16 protein-coding genes, 1 tRNA gene and 1 pseudogene are annotated in these 19,502 nt (G+C 55.4%); 13 read left to right on the top strand and 5 right to left on the bottom strand.

Annotation, left to right across the window (positions count from 1 at the left end; genetic code table 11):
• Nucleotides 1–15: 15 nt before the first annotated feature.
• Nucleotides 16–720, top strand: a complete 705-nt coding sequence (locus IC40_RS0104545) for a GntR family transcriptional regulator (RefSeq protein ID WP_030133566.1) — start codon at nucleotides 16–18, stop codon at nucleotides 718–720.
• On the opposite strand, the gene IC40_RS0104540 is transcribed toward IC40_RS0104545, so the two are convergent.
• Nucleotides 695–1,075: a phage holin family protein gene (locus IC40_RS0104540; RefSeq protein ID WP_030133565.1), complete on the bottom strand. Its 381-nt coding sequence runs from the start codon at nucleotides 1,073–1,075 to the stop codon at nucleotides 695–697. The two genes, IC40_RS0104545 and IC40_RS0104540, sit on opposite strands and share 26 nt — an antisense overlap.
• A 69-nt stretch (nucleotides 1,076–1,144) precedes the next feature.
• On the opposite strand from IC40_RS0104540, the gene IC40_RS0104535 reads away from it, so the two are divergent.
• The 3 genes from IC40_RS0104535 (at nucleotide 1,145) to IC40_RS0104530 (ending at nucleotide 2,392) form a co-directional block, all read left to right on the top strand.
• A tRNA-Ile gene (locus IC40_RS0104535) sits at nucleotides 1,145–1,218 on the top strand.
• A 517-nt stretch (nucleotides 1,219–1,735) separates the two neighbouring features.
• Complete coding sequence (locus tag IC40_RS27765; RefSeq protein ID WP_138158192.1) at nucleotides 1,736–1,996, top strand: hypothetical protein; 261 nt, start codon at nucleotides 1,736–1,738, stop codon at nucleotides 1,994–1,996.
• Nucleotides 1,997–2,110: 114 nt separating this feature from the next.
• Nucleotides 2,111–2,392 (top strand): hypothetical protein, encoded by a 282-nt coding sequence (locus tag IC40_RS0104530; protein ID WP_030133564.1) that lies wholly within the window; start codon nucleotides 2,111–2,113, stop codon nucleotides 2,390–2,392.
• Between the two features lie 189 nt (nucleotides 2,393–2,581).
• Here the strand turns inward: IC40_RS0104530 and IC40_RS0104525 are convergent, their stop codons facing one another.
• Nucleotides 2,582–3,787 (bottom strand): hypothetical protein, encoded by a 1,206-nt coding sequence (locus IC40_RS0104525; protein ID WP_030133563.1) that lies wholly within the window; start codon nucleotides 3,785–3,787, stop codon nucleotides 2,582–2,584.
• A gap of 607 nt (nucleotides 3,788–4,394) precedes the next feature.
• Between IC40_RS0104525 and IC40_RS27965 the strand changes: the two genes are divergently transcribed.
• The 6 genes from IC40_RS27965 (at nucleotide 4,395) to IC40_RS0104500 (ending at nucleotide 11,423) form a co-directional block, all read left to right on the top strand.
• The gene (locus IC40_RS27965) at nucleotides 4,395–4,997 is read left to right on the top strand and encodes a hypothetical protein (protein ID WP_158631995.1); all 603 of its coding nucleotides are present in this window, start codon (nucleotides 4,395–4,397) and stop codon (nucleotides 4,995–4,997) included.
• A complete protein-coding gene (locus tag IC40_RS27115) occupies nucleotides 4,975–7,590 on the top strand; it encodes a phage/plasmid primase, P4 family (protein WP_324604691.1) in 2,616 nt (871 codons plus the stop codon). The genes IC40_RS27965 and IC40_RS27115 overlap by 23 nt, the downstream gene beginning before the upstream one ends.
• Nucleotides 7,591–7,779: 189 nt before the next feature.
• A complete protein-coding gene (locus IC40_RS27960; RefSeq protein ID WP_158631993.1) occupies nucleotides 7,780–8,790 on the top strand; it encodes a hypothetical protein in 1,011 nt (336 codons plus the stop codon).
• Nucleotides 8,735–9,547: a recombinase family protein gene (locus tag IC40_RS27110; RefSeq protein ID WP_158631992.1), complete on the top strand. Its 813-nt coding sequence runs from the start codon at nucleotides 8,735–8,737 to the stop codon at nucleotides 9,545–9,547. Before IC40_RS27960 ends, IC40_RS27110 begins: the two co-directional genes overlap by 56 nt.
• Nucleotides 9,547–10,086: a hypothetical protein gene (locus IC40_RS0104505; RefSeq protein ID WP_030133559.1), complete on the top strand. Its 540-nt coding sequence runs from the start codon at nucleotides 9,547–9,549 to the stop codon at nucleotides 10,084–10,086. Before IC40_RS27110 ends, IC40_RS0104505 begins: the two co-directional genes overlap by 1 nt.
• The gene (locus tag IC40_RS0104500) at nucleotides 10,086–11,423 is read left to right on the top strand and encodes a tyrosine-type recombinase/integrase (RefSeq protein ID WP_036469374.1); all 1,338 of its coding nucleotides are present in this window, start codon (nucleotides 10,086–10,088) and stop codon (nucleotides 11,421–11,423) included. Before IC40_RS0104505 ends, IC40_RS0104500 begins: the two co-directional genes overlap by 1 nt.
• On the opposite strand, the gene IC40_RS27760 is transcribed toward IC40_RS0104500, so the two are convergent.
• From IC40_RS27760 to IC40_RS0104480, 3 genes and pseudogenes are all read right to left on the bottom strand, one after another.
• Nucleotides 11,424–13,058, bottom strand: coding sequence for a hypothetical protein (locus IC40_RS27760; protein ID WP_138158190.1), 1,635 nt, complete (start codon nucleotides 13,056–13,058; stop codon nucleotides 11,424–11,426).
• Between the two features lie 415 nt (nucleotides 13,059–13,473).
• A pseudogene (locus tag IC40_RS28190) lies at nucleotides 13,474–14,157 on the bottom strand (tyrosine-type recombinase/integrase).
• 1,285 nt (nucleotides 14,158–15,442) lie between these two features.
• The gene (locus IC40_RS0104480) at nucleotides 15,443–15,763 is read right to left on the bottom strand and encodes a hypothetical protein (protein WP_138158189.1); all 321 of its coding nucleotides are present in this window, start codon (nucleotides 15,761–15,763) and stop codon (nucleotides 15,443–15,445) included.
• A gap of 251 nt (nucleotides 15,764–16,014) precedes the next feature.
• Here IC40_RS0104480 and IC40_RS28525 point away from each other — a divergent pair, with 251 nt between their 5' ends.
• The 3 genes from IC40_RS28525 (at nucleotide 16,015) to IC40_RS27095 (ending at nucleotide 19,488) form a co-directional block, all read left to right on the top strand.
• Entirely contained in the window at nucleotides 16,015–16,362 is a 348-nt protein-coding gene (locus IC40_RS28525) for a DUF732 domain-containing protein (RefSeq protein WP_052411936.1), read from the top strand.
• A 102-nt stretch (nucleotides 16,363–16,464) separates the two neighbouring features.
• Nucleotides 16,465–16,797 (top strand): DUF732 domain-containing protein, encoded by a 333-nt coding sequence (locus IC40_RS27100; RefSeq protein WP_081843318.1) that lies wholly within the window; start codon nucleotides 16,465–16,467, stop codon nucleotides 16,795–16,797.
• Nucleotides 16,798–17,289: 492 nt separating this feature from the next.
• Nucleotides 17,290–19,488, top strand: a complete 2,199-nt coding sequence (locus tag IC40_RS27095; RefSeq protein ID WP_081843317.1) for an AAA family ATPase — start codon at nucleotides 17,290–17,292, stop codon at nucleotides 19,486–19,488.
• Nucleotides 19,489–19,502 lie beyond the last annotated feature (14 nt).

Genomic DNA, 19,502 nt, shown 5'->3' with positions numbered 1-19,502 from the left:
GCGGAGTGACGTCTAGTGATCGAGGCTGTGCAATCGTTGGCCGTAGCGGCGCCGGTGGTGTCATCGCGTCGTCACCAGGTGGCCGACTGGCTGCGTGAACAGATCGTCAAGGGTGCGCTGGCGCCGGGGGCCCAGCTCAAGCAGGATGTGTTGGCTGCCCATCTGGGGGCCAGTCCCGGACCGGTGCGAGAAGCGTTGCGGCAGTTGGAGAGCGAAGGGCTGGTCCATCACATCCCGAATCGGGGAGCCTTCGTTGCGTCGGTGAGCCCTGCGGAGTTGCTCGGCGTGCTGCTGCCGGTGCGGCTGGCGATCGAGTCGTTCGCGGTCGAGGCCGCCAGCGCGGATCCCACTGTCGTGGCCGAACTGGAGCGTGTGGTCGCAGCGATGGACGAGGCGGCCGGCGCAGGCGATCTCGACGCACTCAACGAATTGGACGTGGCCTTTCATGAGGCGATCGTGCGAAGCGCACGGTCAGAGCATGCGATGCAACTCTGGGCCAGCGTGCAACCGCGAATCAGGATGCAGATTCACCGGTTGGCGAAGCGGCACACCACGCCCTTTGCGATCTTGCAGGAGCATCGGGTGCTGCTGGATGCCATCACCAGCGCGGATGCGGCGGGACGTGTTGCGGCTCTGGACACCCATATCGTGGCCAGCGCCCGTGATCTGTTGGCGCGCGAGGAGTCCGACGGTGTCAGCTCGTCGTCGTCTTCTTCTTGAGGAAAACGGCCGGTAGGACGACCGTTGCCACCGCGGTGACCAACCAGACGACCACGGTGGCCGCGATCCAGGAGCCGATACCGCTGATGCTGATGCCGTTGGAGAACAGCGAGGCCAGGAACAGCGCGGCGAAGGTGGACACCAGCCCGATACCGCCGAGGAAGGCCGAGGCGTAGCGATTGGCCATCTTGAGGAAGAACGGTGACAGGATCGCCTGGGCGACGGTGAAGATCACCACGGCGGTGACGAACCCGAGCGGGCGCAGTGTCACCCCGGAGACCAGCCAGGATGCCACCAGCAACCCAATGGCCGACGAGCCCAGGAAGATGGCGATGCGCAGCAGGAATCTGACCACGCGCTGAGCCTAACCGCGGTGCGACCGCGCCGTGGGCGCTGTGCGAACATAGGTGCCGCGCAGTGCGCCGGGGCGGTAGCTCAGTTGGTTAGAGCCGGGGACTCATAATCCCTTGGTCGCGGGTTCGAGCCCCGCCCGCCCCACTTTAGCTAGAAACTGCTTCGATGCAGTTAGAAGCATTGCAAGATATTGCTGACGACGGGCCAGTATCGGTCAGCTAGGTCGAGAATGGCGCAGATTTACGCAAGTCTTACGCAATCAAACGGTACAAAGTATGCGACAATGGCCGCACAGCAAACATGTCGGTTGACCTGCGGATATCTCGCAGTGGTCCGCAATGGCTTCTAGATGGCCCGCAGAGCGACGAACGAGTTAGTCCGGCGCAGGGGGCCGGGTCACTTGATTAACATGCGCATACAATAACGTCTGTAATGCCAAATTTTGCTCAGATTCCTAATCAGTGAGAAATCAACCAGGATCAATTTCTCAAATTAAATAAATCAGCGGCCCGAAAAGTAACTCGCAAGAGATTGCATGTCAACTAGCCTGATATCAGGTGGAATAGGCCGCCTTATCCGCCTAGTCAAGGCGAAGCACTCGAGTTAAGCTGGAGTAGGTCGACCAATTACCCCATTAATAGTCCCGAAGATAAGGATTGCGATGTTTACAGAACTAGCCAAAAAGCTGCTTACCCTATTGCAGAATAACCCCGATGTGCTGTCGTTCTCGGCAAGTCATCTTGTGGCGGAACTGAAAGCAACCCCCTTCGAAATATTGGCCGCAGCAGAAGAACTTGAAGGTGAGACGCGGTGGCGCGCTGACTACCACGTGTCAGTTACCCACCAGAAAAACTACGCGGACCAGACGGTCGATTACGAGGTGATGCTAATATCGCTGACCGTCAGTAGTTCGGGTATATAGCTGCTAACTCGGCTGGAACGGAAGGTATTCATTCTCCAGAGAACGTTTACTGCCGTTCCCGATATTTCTGCCGACTTCAGTCGTAGCCTGAGATTTCCAATGTAAAATGGTGAGATGGTCAAGTTCATCCACGGTGACTGTGGGCAACCCATCGGCACTGTTGACGGCACAGATGGCGATCTGCTGGCCAAAAAGCTAGAGATGATGATCGGGCAGTTTTGCGACGACATGAAGCGTGCTCTTGAAACCGGCATGTTGGGTTGGCGGTCCAGTTCCATGCTTGGCGTCTCGACTCAAGACGCTCTGAATGTCGTAGCCGATGATCCGTCACCGACCAACATTGTGGCCGCATGCGACGAATTCAGCAGTTACGTTCAGTGGATCTGTTCGGACTAGATCCGCCCATCTGAGTCAACACGCACGTTTGGTTCCATCGGTGGTGTGGTGCCCGAATACTCATCCGGTTCCGGTGGGCTGAATTCTGACTGAACGTCGCTTGCGGCCAGGATCTCTGCTGCGCCCATTGGAACGAATCCGTAGGGCATCCCACCGCGTACACCGGTTTCTGAGTGTCTAGCCATCGGATCAGACCAGCATCGCGCCAGGTGCTAGGCCGGCAATCGCGGGTGTTTCGTAGGGTCCGCTTGTTTTGATCTGCATGACAGCAGCTTGGCCGCGACGGCGTACACCGGTACCAAAGCTGCGCGTGTAGAAGCTCTCCAAAAGTGGATAACCGGGAACACTGCCCGGAATGGTTCGGAAACCCCGGTACTGAGCTAGTCCGTGTTCCCGGACAGCGATGCAGTTGCTCGGGCTGTTGGGTCCGTACGTCGCGACGGCGGTGACATAGCCTTCGGGGATCAGATCATCGGGGATGATCCACAGCGGCCCGTAGGAGCCGGAAACACGCAGACCGTTCAGTTTCTCGGGTGCACGCTTGCCGACGATTTCATCGGGTGCATAGAACGCTGGCGCACCTTCGGACGGCACGAAGTCATAGCGCGGGAAGACACCAGTGGCAGACTCAGTACCCACACGGAACGTGGAAATGGTGTCGGCTTCTGCCGGGTTGCACAGCAGAACCAACTGGCTACCGTTGTCCATCCCGAATCCATGCTCGGTGACGTGGCGAATCAGGGTGTCGAGGTCGCCGGAGTCCACTTGGTCACTACCTGAAACAAGGTAGTGCGAATGACTGGGGCCGAACGTCTTGCCCAGATGAGTCGGCGGTTTGAAGTTGTCGGCGTTGTAAAGCCCATAGACGGCGCTGCCGAACTCGTTTTCGATCTGTTCCGGTGAGAACAGGCGCAGCAGGATCGAACCGTTGACAAGACGATTGTCGGCTTCCAATGCGTAATTTAGGTTCGCTCGCACCTGTTCCTGACTCATCGCCCGCAGAGCGCGCCAGGTGAACCGACTGGCCTTGTCAAAATCGTTCAGCGTGTACGAGACCAACAGGTGATCGCTGGGAGCGCGCAGGCTCTCAGGCTCGCCAAATTCAGTAGCAAGTTCGAAGTAGTCTTCCGTTTGTGCCTGCGGGATGGCGTCGGCGGAAACCGTGGTGTAGTAGCTCAGCAGGCTAGAAAGTGCGCTGCGGTGCTCATTCCATACGTTGATGATCTGCTGAACTTCGCGCCAAACAACATCCAATGCCACGCCATCGGCCAGATGCGTCACGCGCGGCAAGGCGTCTGATTCTGTGGCGTAGCCACCTTCGGAACCGAACGGCAGAACTGACCAAAGCTGTTCGAAATCAACGGGATTGAATCGTGGTGTGGTGTGGACGGTCATCTGTGAGTCTCCAAATCAAAAGGCAAACGTAGGAACGGATTCCGTCCGACCCGGTAGCAGGTTTTCAGAGGTAGGAGACCTACTCACCTGCTACCGGCGACGGCGGTGCTCACACGCTCTGCTGCGGCGACCTCGGGGAGACTCACAGGACTTTCACCATGCCCGTGGTGTCAGTGTCTCTCAAGCCCGCTCAGCGGTCAACCCTCGACACGCTGGAATCCCTTGACAGACAGCCCCTTTCACGCGATATGATCGGTGGATCACGTTGTCACTGACGTGCTTTCAGGCCGTGTCAGGCCAGTTCAATTGAGAGGGAATAGCCGTGTCTCGTGCTGCGTCCACAATCGAAGAGAACGAAACCTATTTTACCGCTGATGAAGTGGTGACCTACTGCCATGAGAAGCGAAACATCAAGACGGTAAAGCCGGGGACTATCCGGCGTGCGACCTATGAAGGCGATAGGCCGTTGCGCCGAACGAAAATTGGCGGTCGTGTCCTGTATGCACAGAGTGATGTAGATCGGTGGATCGCATCGTGCAAACAGTAGATCCCGAAGAGTTGAATGACAACGCTATTGATGACCCTGCGTACAACTGGGAGGAATGATATGTCGAACCATGATCCGTTCAAGCATCTAGATCCGAATCACGAACGGCACCAACGAATCAACCAGGTCAATTCGCAAGCCGGTGCGCCTGCGGTGCTCGATTGGCCTGCGCTTGACAAGATGGCAGAAACTATTGCCAACAACGGGTTTGGACGTATCAGTGCTCTTGACGACGACGAAGAGGCGCGCAACCTGGCGCGCGAAACGATTCTGTTGCATCGCAAAGGTGTAGAGCATGTGCCCGGTGCCGAAACCGTAATCGGCGAACATGCTGGTCCACAACATGACCCGTCACTGTCTCTTCAAACAGCGGATCGACTCTACGGTTTACTTGCCTTCGATACGAAGGTGATCTTCCCGTTGTCGGAAAACTTCACCTGGCGACAGTTGTCAGAAAAGTACCTGAGCAGGTACCGAGTTTGTGATGTTGACGTGTCGATCGGCTGCGAGCGCACCAACGCAGGCCTTGTCATCGCGATCAAGTCCGGTGAATTCGTGTGCATCTACAAGACGTGCGAGTCTTGCCGCAAATGGTTCAGTCAGCCTGACCGTGAGCATTTTCGCACGCGCACCTTCTTTGATGACCTTTGGGACAGACGGTGACCGCTGCATGAGAAGACCCCCGGTAGGTAGGGCGACTACCGGGGGTCTTATTCACTGGGGCATCCACACGACAAGGCATGAAGGGCAGATACGAGTCATGGTAGCGCCGAATACACCAACACCGCAACCGCTTTCACCATACGTTCCCGACGAACTGAGTGCCGACCTACCCACTGCGGCACTGCAATACGCTGATTGCTTGAAAGCGGTTGTGGTTCCGATTGATCCGAACGGGAAAGATGCCGGATCAATCTTGGGCAAGGGATGGCCCGAAAAGGCCAGCGGTGATCCATCACAGCTAGAACGTTGGTGGTCAGACAATCCTAGCGCGGGAATCGGAATCGTAGCAGGACGTAGCAATCTTGTTGTGTTCGATCTAGACGTGGATTCTATTCCCGCCGAGCTTGATTGGCTCAGGTCGGGTCTTGTCCAGTCCAGCCGCTTTGGTGAATCTGAACGCGGTCACTATGTGTTCCGGTCTGCTCAGGTCTTCACTTCCGGCAAGATTAAGGTTGATGGTACCAAAGTTGGAGATATCCTCTCTGGCAATCGCATCTTTGTTGCCTCACCCACGCCTCACTCGAAACAAGGTGGCGAATACCGTTGGGCTAAAACGGGTGAAGTTCCAGAGCTACCCCCAATAGCTTTGACGTACTTGACGACCAAGGCCGGTGGCAGTGCGCTGCCGCAATCAGATCGAACAATCAATGATCGATTCGCCGCGAAATACGTTGGTGGAGAGCAGTCCAACGCTATTGATTGGCTAGTGGATAGAGAGTTCAAAGAACCTGCGAGCCTTCATGATGCATGTCGAGACGCATTGTGCTGGGCTGCAAGGGAATCAAAAGGTGGTCGATACTCATGGTCAGAGGCCGTCGCAAAGATTAAGACCAGGGCGGGTGTTGCGTATAGAGCCCGTGGCGATCTGCTTCCCGCTACCGAATTCATACAGTTGCAAATGTACGCCATCGATCAAGTGGCCAATATCAGCGAGACCGCACTACGCGAGCGATGGCAATCGCGCTGGCAGAAGTCGCAACAGTCGAAGCAAACGTCAACAGGGAGAACCGATGTGAGCACACCGAAGGCCAAACGCAAGGTCTCGGATATGCCGATTGAGGAAAGCCTTTCGAAGGGCCAGGTTCGGATGGCTGCCGGTCTTTGCAATACGTATCACGACAAACTCATATACGTTCCCGAAATCGGTTGGTACTGGTGGGATAAGAAGCGTTGGCAAGAGGACTCATTAGGTAAGATCACCCAATTTGTCCTTGCGACCATTGCGAAAGCGATGAAGATCGCCGGAAAGAGGATGCAGTCAGGTGATCACGAAGACACGGTCTACGGTGACAAGTTGTGGCAGGACGCCGAAAGCTGCCAAAGCGCAGCAGGAATCGAAGGCATCACCAGAATCGCACGTACGTGGAAAGGCTTCGCGACTCCAGTCACATCACTCGATGCAGACCCGTACACGGTGAACCTTCAAAATCTGACGCTGAACCTTGAGACTGGCGAGACCAGAAACCATGACAGCGCCGATCTGATCACCAAAATTGCTAACGCACAGTATGATTCGTCGTCACAGTGCCCGCAGTGGCTCGAATACCTGACAAAAGTGTTGCCGGATAGCGAAGTACGCGAGTTCGTGCAAGTTCTGATGGGTCTGGCGCTAGCCGGTACGCAGCTAGAGCACATTCTCGTGATCTTCAAGGGAAACGGGCGAAACGGCAAAGGCGTCTTCGAAGACGTGATGCGTCACGTCCTCGGAGATTATGCGGTTGCAGCGGCCAGCGATCTTTTCACCGCAAGTCCGAACGCGCACACCACCAGTCAAACAGATTTAATGGGTTCGCGGTTGGCGGTAATTGACGAAACCGAGAGCGATGCAAGGCTTTCGGAAGCTCTGTTGAAGAAAATGACCGGCGGCGGCACTCATACCGCTAGACGTATGCGGCAGAACAATATTCGGTTCGATATGACGTGGTTGCCGCTGATGATCACGAACTATCTTCCACGTGTGACCAGCCAAGGTGCCGATATTTGGGATCGCCTCGTCATCGTGGATTTCCCGACGTACTTCAAACCCGGCGAGCAAGACAAGTTCCTGCGCGAAAAGCTCAAGACGGAAACTGACGGCATCTTCATGTGGGCCTACGAAGGTTGGCGCAAGTATCAGCAAGACGGATACCGGATGACGCTACCTGAGTCGGTGGTGGCAGCCGGTCTGGAATACCGACACTCTCAGGACAAGCTGCAAATGTGGATCGACCAACGGTGCCAGATCGGTCACGGCGATCTGTTCAAGACGAAACCGACTGTGTTGCTCGATGATTACAACACTTGGGTGCGATCTCAAGACAGCGCAGAACTGTTGCCCAAGAAACAGTTTCTTGATTTGTTGCGACGGAAGAACTTTAGCTACCAAACGAATCGCGCTGTTCTAGTTGGGGTTCGTCTGGACCCGTCGCGGGTGGACCTGAGCAGGGAAAACGGTGGGCCGGTCGGAGTCGGCCACAGCGGTCTGGTCACCTCGGAAACACGGTCTGAGCAGGGAATAGGTGGGAAAGGTGAGATCAAATCGGTTACGCCATAGAGATATTCAATTCACAAATGAAGTTTGCTTGTTCGATAAAGAAAACATTCTCACCTTTCTCACCTTTGCGCAGGTCAGAGTGTGTTTCTCGGTGAACAACGGTGCGACTGGCCGTGATATTGACCGTGATATTGATTAGCTCAGCTAGTCAAAGTGAAATAGCAGTTAATGATTGATAGAGAGGTCCAAATGTCTGCGAAGGCGAAGCGCGACCGGCTGAATTCGCGCCGAGACAAGTTGATCCAAACGTTGCGAGACACTGGTATGTCCGAAGATGAGATCGCAGCAGAGCTGGGAGTTATATCTCTTAATCAGGCTGTAGGGCAACGAGATTCAGAGAAACGGGAAGCGCCGGCCAAATCTGACGTGGCTGTCGTAGAGAGTAGTCCAGATGGGCAGATTGAAGACGACGGGATCATTGATGCCGAGATTGTGGAGACGCTGAATCTTCCGGCGTTAATAGATGGAGAGAGCGAACGCATGGAGCGAGGTTTCCATGCCTATCCGTCAAAACCAAACCGAACACCCGACGGACAGTCAACGAATCCTGCTGCTGTGGCACAACACGATTCGATGCTTGAAAGGAATGCGGAAAGACGTTGCACTGCAACCAATGCCAAGGGAAACCGTTGCCGCAAGATCGCGATCATGGGTTCATCGGTCTGCCGCAATCACGGCGGTTCAGCGCGGCAAGTGGTGACCAAGGCCCGTGTTCGCGTGGAGATGGCTTCAAACCGATTGATGGGCAAATTGATTGAGGTCGCTTTTGATGACACGAAACCTGCTGCGGTGCAACTAGATGCGATCAAAGATTCACTGAACCGTGCTGGGCTGAAACCACGTGAGCAAGTGGAAGTTGGTCCGATCACCGCAGCCGAAGAGATCTTCTCTGACATCTTCACCGGTACTAGAGCGGAGTCACGGCGTGCACGCGGTTTTGAATCGCCAGATCATGAAATCGACTCATCGAACCTCGTGGATCATGTGCTGGGCAGTCCATCACCACCCGCCCTGGTGGATGACTACGCCGACCACGCCGACTATGGCCGGTATGCCGATTCTGACCGGCCACCAGCCCCGCAGGCTCGCGATGCTAGGTCGCATAGGCAATCACACCAGCCGGGTAGCCATATCGTCGGAGAGGATGCGCTACGGATCGCCGCAGATCAGCGCGCCTTGCCGCGTGGTGAGAGCGACTGATCAGCCGATGACCAGCGAATATGCCGAATCGGCGCAGCTAGACGGCTCGCAGGTGTACGCTAAAGGGTCTAATCGCGTACACGATCTGAGAGCTAAGATGACCGCACCGGGGATCAGGGACGGCAATAGAGCCGTTGCCTATCTAAGAGTGAGCACAGACGACCAGAGCACAGGTATTGAGGCTCAAAGGGCTGCAATCGATTTGATTGCCAGGAGTCGCGGGTTAGTCCTTGTGGGCGAGTATCTAGATGAGAATGTCAGCGGTACGAAGGATTTGAGTGCTCGACCGGCGTTGTCTGCTGCTATCGCTGAGCTTGATTCAAACCGTGCTGACCGGCTCATTGTCGCCAAACTCGACAGGTTGGCTCGCGACGTAGTTGTAGCCGTTCAAATCGATAGAGCTGCAACCCGATTCGGTTGGTCAATTGTGTTCGGCGATCTGGATATTGATACGTCCACTGCTGCGGGCAAGCTGCAACTTTCACTGTTCGCGAGCGTGTCGCAGTTTGAACGTGACCGAATCAGCGAGCGCACCCGTGAAGCTCTGGCCGTAAAGCGCGCCCAGGGTGTGAAGTTGGGCCGTCCTGTGCAACTGCCAGATGCAGTGCTCAAACGTATACGCAAAGAGCGCAAGGCCGGTAGATCGCTGCGGGCAATCGCTACAGGTCTAACAGCCGACCAGGTTCCAACGGCGCGCGGCGGTCTGATATGGCAAGTGAGCACGATTCAACGAGTATTGAAAGAGGGCTTGGCCTGATGGCTTCAACTGACGGTGCGCCGTTGTGGATGACCGTTGCGCTTGGCGTTGTTCCCATCGTCGGTGCGCTCATCGCTGGGACATTCGCTCTCGCCAACACCCGTAGCCGTCGTGTCGAACGGTTAAAGAACCTAGTGGAGATTGAGCAGAAGATTCCCAGTTGGATCAACCATGACCAGAGCCTTGAACGACTAATGATTCAGGAGCTAAAGGGCATCGAACTAGTCAGCTCTCCGCTATTGAAGTGGTACCGCAGATTTGCGGTCACGTTCATCGGCGTGTACCTGGTGCTGTTCGGATCGACCATGCTGCCCGGCATCTACGGCACCGCTACCGCGAAATGGCTCACTTGGATTGCGGTTGCTTCGCTGCTTCTGGTGGCTCTTGTGAACCGCATTTTCGGCGAGAGGCGCCGCGCTCTAAACAACCCTCATCAGATCAGACTTGAGGTTCTCGACATCATCAAAAGTGAGAGAAGCAAAGCGGCACAACAGAACACGTCGGAAGTTGATGTTGAACCGAAGGCGGTAAACGACTGATGGCGTACATTCGCGCGCTTCCCAACGGCAAGTACCGCGTTCTGTGGCGTGAGCACGCTACCGACGATTTCGGCGCTCCGATCAGAGGTCAGTACGTACAACGCTCAGAGACGGTTGACACGGCCAAAGCGGCTGAACGTCGCCGGGTGGCGATAGAGAGCGAGATTGATTCGGGCACCGATCCATCGTCCAAGCGTGACAAGGCCGCGTTGCCGCTCGGTAACTATGCGTCTCGGTACTTCGATGCCAGCGAGTCAACTATCGGCAAAGTGACCCATGACCGCTATCGCGACATCTACCGGTGCCACCTCGCTGATGTCTTTGGATCAAGACCGGTCGGTTCGATCATGCCTAGTGATGTCTCGGCGTGGTTCTCTGCGCTGTTGTCGGGGGAGTCCACTAGGTACGTCGCAGGGACCGCACCCGGTGAAGATCGCCAATTGGCCAAGCGCAGCCCCAAGACGGCGAAACAGGCTCTTGGGGTACTACGGCGTATCTGCAACGTCGCGGTACTAGATGGCGCGATCACTGCCAACCCCGCCCTGGTGAAGCTCTCCACGTCGAGTAAGCGCAATGCTCGCAACCGGTTCACTCACACGCCGTTGCGACCTGACCAGATCGCCGCCTTGGCGGACTACGTGACCAAGGACAGGGGATTGGCTACCTACGGTCTGTTCATCCTGTTCGCGGGTTTCACAGGTCTGCGTGCTGCTGAGCTTGCCGGTCTAGAGATCCGTGATCTGACGCTGAGTGACCTTGCGGGTACAGCTGGCGCTGTCCGAGTGGATCGCACGAAAACCAAGCGCCGTGATGATTCGACCGGTGTTGTCTCATGGCAGACCGAACCACCAAAAACTGATGAGTCTCGGCGAACGGTGCCGTTGGAAGCGTGGTTGGCCGATGACCTACGCGCCTACCTGAAGAACCACCCGCGCGCCGATGATCCAAACGCGCCACTGTTCCCCGGTCGGCTGGATTTGAAGGCTGCTAAAGCTGCGGGCCGAAACGTCAAGGACACTGCTGACCGGTTCGATTGGTCCGAACCGATAGACCCGTCGAACTTCTACAAGCGGTTTATGCAGCCGGGGGAGTCTGCACTGACCTTGCCTGCTGCGCGGCTTCATGACCTTCGGCATTCATTCGCGGTGAATCTGCTGAGCGCGAGCCCTGCTGTCGATTTCAAGCGCGTCTCAAAGTGGCTAGGCCACAGCACGTTCACGCTTACATTGGACGTATACGGCGACTACATCAACGACGATATTTCGCAGCCAGCGGGGATGGCGAGACCTGTTGCAATTCAGTCGAATGTTGTGCCGATTGACCGCAAGGCGAACTAGCTAGATCAAGTCGTTAAAAATACTTGTCTCAAGGATCACGCGGCGAATCCTTCTTTTATCCTTGAAAGGTACGATCCGATCTTCGGCTGACTGCTCTGGTTTCTTTTCCTGATCTTTATCGGCATCGTCGACCTCAAACAAACCTTCTGGCTCGGCCTTGGTTCTTTTGAGGTCGACATAGGTTCCATAATCCAGTGCATAGATATTGTATCTCTTGCCAGGATTTTCTTTGTCGCTGTAGCCGCGAAGAATAAGATGAAGCAGCCGGAGGTCAAAAAGTGACTGAATCATTGGATGATTTGCGTCAGAGCGCGAAAGCATGAACATTTTCGTCGATCGGTCACCGATCACGTCCTGAATTATTCGATGAAGTGCTTCACGCTGATTATCCGAAAGTGCAGTTGATTTGTCAGTCTCGTACCAGTCTCTAGCTGCCTCTTCGACAGAATGCAGGTCGATTTTCTGTCTGCCGGTGGTGATGGCCTTGAAGAACGCGGCACTAAATATTCCCAAGAAGTCGCGAACGACACCTTCGCCAGCTCGCACAAGTTCGACAAACGTTGCGCGCTCTGTGAATATTCTCGACCGGAAGGACGTCGCATCGCGAATGGTATGTTGCTTGAGGAGTTCAGGGTCTAGCCCCGATGTCACGTGCTTATAGAGCAATTCGTGGAAATTCGATACAACCTTATCTTCATTGCGATCGTATACATAAAAGTCATCTAGATCCAGGTTAGCTGCTATATCCGCACCAAGTTCGAATCCTATTATGTTGCCTGCGTCCGTGAGTGAAAATCGCGACCGATACTCAAGCGAAGCTATTTTGACGGTGACGCGAGTTGAAGTGAAGAATGATCGACGTATAAATTCGGCCACGAAGGGCTGGATTTCTACGGGCAGCGACGTCCATTCGTCTACCAGTAAGACGAAATGACCTATTTTCATTGCGGAGAGAGTCGAATTCAAGCGTTGCTGGACTTCGCTAAACACTAGACTTTCTCTGAGAGCTTCTTCATACTCGACTTCGCGTGATGCGGAGTATTCATCGGATTCTGAAGAACCTAAATTTGCCTTGATGTCGCCGGTTAGCGACGCATCAACTGTAGCGTTAGTGGAATCTTTCCGGCTGGTCGCATTGCTATCCTTTATCGCGCGTTTCGTCACTTCAACGGCTTTTTGAGCAATGAAATCTGCGAAATCGCTGACTTCCTGCAGTCCTGATCCGTCGTTATCCGGCGAGGTAGCGATGTCGAGTAGGCGGGCCTGAATCAGGCCTAAAAGGTCCTTAAATACGGCAACGCACCGATCTGCAATAGGACGAGTGCTGTCCGTAAATAGATGCGAGCTGCCCAAGAGGCGGATATCGACATACATTGAATATGTGTCATTGTCCCGCTCTAGTTCTTGACCAAGCACCTGCAAGACGTGCGTCTTTCCGGTCCCGCGCCGACCGTAGAGAATTTGGTTATTGTAGTTCTCTAACTGAGGCAGAATGCCCGTCTCGACGTATGTATTTTGAAGAACGGTTACGTCGGGTTCGCGTTCAGATCGAGCTGAGATATTGCTGACCGCGCGAGACATCCTCGGGTCTTCAATCAGTGACGCCACATTGCGCCTTCCTGTTCCGTTCGCCATTGATTCGGCCTCACTCGTGAACGGTGATTGTACAGGTCTATCTTGCCAGGATGCCGCATTGTGTGCAGCGCGGCTAAACAAAGGACTTGGACGTGTGCCGAATCAATCCGCAATCCGGTCAGCAAACCTGGTTGCGGGGGAGACGTTACGCAAGTCTTACGCACAACCGCCCCGGTGGGTCTGACCTGCGACGTTGATTCACCAAGGCAGATTGGACACTTCGATTCATCGAAAGGTATTGATAGACAAACGGATTCAATCGCGTTTGAAGTATCTCCGGGGGAATCTTCAGGCACGCCAGTTGGGCCGATTGTCGGCGAGCATCAAGTTCTCATAATCCCTTGGTCGCGGGTTCGAGCCCCGCCCGCCCCACTTCAAGTGGTGTTTTTCAAGATCGGTATAAGAAATCCTGCGGCTATTCGGCGTTTATGACTCTGTCCAAGAGGGTGGCGACCTCGGTGTGTACGCGGCCGCGGGCCATGCAGCGATCCTGTGTCATCGACACCTTTGAGTGCCCGAGCTGGTCAGCACCAACGCGGGCAGACAAGCCATCGTCGTCTATCAGTGTGGCCAACGTTTTACGGAATGCGTGGCTGGTGACCTCAGGGACCCCGAGGTCGGCGCGCGCGGTACGCCATGCCTTGCCGAAGTTGTTCGGGTCGCGCCAGGTGCCGGAGGTCGCCGGGAAAACCATCTCCTGCTCGCCGACGAACTGCCGGCCCCGGCGCGCGGTAAGCATGTTGACGGCAAACGCCGGCAGCGCCACGGTTCGCTGGCCTGCGGCCGTCTTCGTCTAGTCGAAGCGTTGCAGCCCGTGTCCGGTGGCTCGCACCAGCTTGCCGGTGACGCTCAGCGTCGCGGCATCGGCATCAAAGTCAGACCACCGCAGCGCCAGTAGCTCGGACCGGCGTAGGCCGGTGGCGACTAGAAGAGTGATCGGGTCGGCAAGATCGTGCTGCGCACAGTAGGCCGATGCCCGCACGGCAGTCAGAAGCGATCGCAACTGGTCGGCCGTGAGGGCGGCGGCACCCTTGGGCGCTGATTGCGGCCTGATCGGGTTCACGTCACGCACCGGGTTGGCCGGTACAACACTCTCCATTACGGCGAGCTGTAGCGCTCCGCGGAGAATTGTCTTGGATTGCTTGGCCATCGTCGCGCCGTGCGCGGTACGCATAGATCGCAGCGCTGCATCAAGTCGGGCGACGGTGGCTTCGCGGACCCGTACGCCGCCAAGGAATCTGCGTAGCTTGTCGGCGGTGAACGTGTACGTTCCCAGTGTGGCGACGGACAGGCCGTCCTCGGTGAGGCGGCGCAGGTGCTCATCCACCAGCGCCGCAGGGGAGCGGCAGTTCGTTGCTCAACGGCTCGCCATCGAGGCCGGTGGCGCTTGCGGCTTCTTGGTCTTGAAGCCATTGCTCCACAGCAGATTCGCGATAGAACACCAAATTTCCGACACGGATGTGGGGCGGCCAGTTTGGGTGTAGAGCTCGACCTCTAAGCTCACTGCTTTCGGATATTCCCAGTAGCTGAGCGAACTCAGCTCTGGTAAATAGCCTTGAAATTGACATGATTCGTCCCTATAGACCGACAGTGGCGCGGTCCTTTCACTGGAGCGGGAGGCTGTTCCCCTCTGGTGCTTATGCAGAGATTGAGGTCTATTTACAGGTCCTGAAGCACAACGCACATCTGTGAAGACATTTGGTAGGCCGGCCGCTTTGCGGTGGGACGATCGAAAGATGCCCAGACAATCTCGGTACGCCCACCTCGACCTTGGCGTCCGGATCGTTGAGTAGGCCTACAGCGTTATGAAAAAATAAGTACAAAGAGGGCTGAAATTCCTACAGGTCCCTGACGGCAGCGGTGAGCTGCTCGGTTTTAGCGCAAGGCCATGGATGCAGCCTGCATAATGAAGTCAGGCAGGCGCGGTAGGGGGACAGGTGCATCGGCAAGATCTATTGACGGGCCGTACGTTGCCCGAGCAAGACTTCACGAGCCGTCACAATGGACGACGTTGGGCCCTTGCTCGCCGGGGACCGTGCGTCTGGTTGTTTCTCAGTCTCGCGCTCGCTATCGGTCTGCCGAGTACTGCCGGAGCTGATTCTTCGCTAGGTGAACAGAAGTTTCTGCAAGATATGGCATCTCGTGGCGTTGTGGGGTTGCCGAGCAGTAATGCCCTGGTAGCGGAGGGGTACCGGGCTTGCGCAATGTTAAGGCAGGGCTTGCCCAAACCTTTGTCGTCGATGCTGTTCACTCCGCATCGATGAGCATTTCGGGTCACTTCGGAAACCCGCCGCTTCGGATCAGGCCCTATGGCTGGTGAACGCCGCTTGGGTCGACCTCTGCCCCGAGGTCTTGATCAACGAAGACTAGTTCGGACTGGCGCCCTAAAATGCGTAGACCTGATCGATGCTGGCAAACATGCCTCGGCCTGTCGCATCGTTGGTGAACCGGGTGCCATCGAAGGCGGCGAGGATCGTCCAGCCATTGATCTTGTAGGTCGATCCGTAGGTCAAGACGATGTCGTCGGCCATCACTGCATCGGACCCTGGAATGTTGCCTATGTCCCAGTTGAAGGCGCCGTCGTACTTGACCGCAGCGATGTTCATCCGCTCGCCAAAGGAGCCTTGCGCCCAGCGCGGTGCCGGCGAGAAGTCTGCTTGGCAGGCTATGCCTGGACCGCCGCCGCGACCGGAATCGTTGATCATGACCAGGCATCGCATCTTGCCGGACTGAGTCCGGACGATCTCGTCCCCGGCGGCTGCCGCGAGAGGCGCCCCGGTGCTGAAGCTCGCACCGAGTGCTGAACAGGCAAGTGCAATCGCAAGAACTCTCCGCAATGCTCCCCCAGTTATCTAGCCCGGTCGGTACGAAACGTTAGCACTGGTAGAGGGGCTGACGCTCTGCTGTCGGTGATATCTCAATCTTGCTGCGCGCGAACGCTGGCCTGAGCGACAATATGGAGACCGTGTTGCTGGGGGAGGCTTCTGTGTCTAGGTCTTGGGCTGCCGTTGTGGCTGCCGTGGTCATGGTCTGGTCTAGCGGGGCGGTGGCCGCTGCGTCGCCGCAGTCAGATGCGTACCTGGCAGCCGTGCAGGCTCAAGGAGTTCCAATCTATGGGGCTGAGTATGTTGTGCAGCTAGGTCGCGATGTATGCCGTACTGCCCAAACGTATCCGAGGATGAACGAGGCCAGCCTGGCAATGGGCGAGGTGACGAGTGAGTATGAGGCACGGCCTTATCAGTATTCGGAGGCTAAGGTGATCGTCGCAGCAGCCCTGTCGATTCTGTGTCCCGAGGTTCGATGATCGTTAGCAGCAACGGATTCGGTGCCTGAATCGGCGTGCAGGCGATAACCCGGGTTGTCAGAACGCACGGATCGCCTTCGCGTATATGAGAGAGATGAAACAATGTTTCGACGCTTGCTGGTCGGGCTAGTCGCGCTATCAGGTGCGGCTGTGGCTGGGGTATGCGTCGGTAATCCAGCGATTGCTAGTGCCGACGAGCAGGCGTTCATAAGCCAGATCTATCTGACCGCGCACCCGAGTGTGAAGGTTCAAAGTCTCTTAGAATTCGGGCATCTGGCGTGTTCTGTACGACATTCAGGTAAAAGTTCCGATGAGGCAAAGATTGTCATTTGGGAATCGCTGGATGCCCAGGGTGTGGTGTCCAGCATGGCTGAGATGGGCAGCCTCGTGCATGTGGCGGTAGATACGTTATGTCCGGAAGTCGGCTATCCATGATGGGCAGCAACATGCTCCGCAAGCCAAACCTTAGGGCTTTCATTTCGCATCTACGAGTATTGAAAGATTCTGCGGCCTTGTTTATACGCCGGGACGACGCAGAATACTGCACTTGACGTGAAATCTGCAGTCTGCTGCGCTATCGTCGTGGGAGGGCAGAATGTCTAGCTGACGGGGAGCCTCGGCCGATGAGATTAAAGAACGCGATGCTGATAGTGGTGTCGACAGCTTGTTCGGTCGATATTGGATTCGCCACGAATATTCTGACTTCAGATGACTCGCACTGGTGGTGGTGGCTCGCTCTGGGTATCGGCAGTCTCGGCCTAGTGATTTGCGGAATATTTTCGCTACGCGAGTCTAGCCGGTTAGTAATGACGCCAAGTTTCAAAAGCCGCTTCACTAAGGTTAATATCAAAGCGCGCGATAATTCCGTGGCAGCCTATAAGATAAACAAAGTCTCTATGCCTGGCGCTCAGGATAAGTAAGTCGATAATGGCTAAAAAGAGGCGTTTTGGCCGCCGCAAAATAAATCCTCTGGGATTGCATGTTGAAGCTCGTGATAATAGTGTCGCCGCGCACACAATTAAGAACTTTCAAGCGATCTACCCGAATGCCGTTCGGCCGACGGTGTCCACAGCGGTGTTCGTCTTGGACGACCTGAACTACGAAGGCATGCCATTCGTAGCCAGAGAGAACGAATTGTCAAAATTAAAGGTGGCCCTACATGGTGCGGGCTTGTCGGCTCCTTCCGCCACGGTGATAAGCGGACCGCCCGGCATCGGAAAAACGGAGCTTGCGAAGAATGCTGCACGTGATCTGAAAGGACACTTCAAACTTAGTCTCTTTGTGGACCTACGTGGATACGATGCGCCTGACGATCGTGTCGGTGCTGTCGATATAATGCGACGAATACTGCCCTTAATTGGTGTATCAGACTGTGCCCCGACATCGAGTTTCGGTGAACAACTTAGAATGTATCACGAACAGCTCGATCTTCTGGAACGGCAATACTGTCGAATTCTATTAATCGCCGATAATGTCAGTGATTTGGAGCAGGTTCTTTCGCTTATTCCCCGGAAAAACTACCATCAGATGGTGGTGACTACGAGGGAAACCTTTGGTCGAATACCAAAGAGCAGGGTAGTAAATTTGAAAGTACTCCAACCTGCCCAGGCGGGGGAATTATTGGCGCAATCGCTTTCATTTCGAAATCCAGGCGATAGGCGAATTGCTGACACGGCGGGCCTTGTAGCATTAGCGTCGCTCTGCGATTGCACTCCGCTGGTGCTGCAGATTGCTGCAGCTCTGATGGCCGACGAGCCCGAACGTCCGGCCGATCTGTTTGTCGATGAGCTACGGGACGAGGAGAGTCGTCTCGACCAGCTTCACTACGACGATCAGTTGTCGTTTCGAGCGGCTGTAGCGATGTCATTCCGTCGGCTTGACGAGTCTCTTTGTCGCCTATTCGTACTCATGTCGCTGGTGCCAGGTGGTGATGTCAGCATTGAAGCTGCCGCCAGAATGGCGGATCTGCGTCCGCCATCGGCGCGTGCCCAGCTAATGTCATTAGTCCGGAGCCACTTAGTTGTCCAACATGTCGATAATCGATGGAGTATGCACGACCTAATCCGGCTCTATGCAGCGGAAAAAGTGCCAGAAGTCGGTATCGATCAATTAGAGGCGTTAAAGCGCTTGGCTCTTGGCTACTTTGACGATTTATGTGCGGTGGATGGTTGGAGGTTCGACCCCCCGATGGAAATATCAACAGACCGATTTGAATCAGCAAAAATTGCATGGTGTTGGATCGAGGAAAATGTACATAGCTTGGTAGCTTTTATAGAGCATACCGCGCGTGAACATACTAGAGCGGAACCAGCAGTCGCTATAGGAATAAAACTATTCGAGCAGATTAGTCGTGATTATCGATGGGCGCTGCAAGCGGCCGCCACAATGGAAGTATTTGCCAGCTTGCTGGATCGTATTCCAGATTCGGAAATGCGCGTTCGGGCGCTGGCGGCGTATTCGGGATACTTGGACGAAAAGTTGTCATTCAGTGCCTCGGCGAGTGTGCTCGATCAGGCCGCAGAGGTGTCCGGGCGTCTCGGGCGGTTAGACATGGAAAAAAATGCGCAAAAATTGGCTAAGATGGCTCGTGAGAAACACACTAAATCGTTATCGCTGGGTAGCGACCCTGAGACGTTAGAACGACGGCGGACGCCTGGGTACCATGCTATGCAAATTGCGAATACTGCTCAGACGTCCTTATCGGCGGCTGAGCAGTCAGTCGAGATGGCGCGAAATTCTGGAGATGCGATAGATCTTGCAGACTCTCTGAACGAGCTGGGGACGGTTCTAATCGTAATCGCGAATGAAAACGAAGATTTTCCAAAGTTCGATCGAGCGAAAGCCGTTTTGTCCGAAGCCGTCTCGATTTATTCGCGCAAACATAATAAAGAAGGGCGTATAAGGGCTAATCACAACTTGGGTATGGCGATGTGCGCTACAGGAGAATTCGACATCGGCATACCAAAGATTCGTGAAGCTATTTCCTACTTCGAATTGATCGAGGGTGCTGAGCCTGAAGCTCGTGGTGCCCGGTCCTACTTAGCCTTGGTGCAGCGAGCGCAGCTAAAGATCGAATCGTTGCGAAAGAATGGCGCAATCATTCCCGACGGCACATATCGCTATTAAATGTAGAATTGAGA

Origin of the sequence: Mycolicibacterium neoaurum ATCC 25795, assembly GCF_000691525.1 — a bacterium.
In the GTDB taxonomy this organism is placed as follows: Bacteria; Actinomycetota; Actinomycetes; order Mycobacteriales; family Mycobacteriaceae; genus Mycobacterium; species Mycobacterium neoaurum.
The sequence above is the reverse complement of the archived record's forward strand: the minus strand, read 5'-3'. Positions and strand labels throughout refer to the sequence as shown.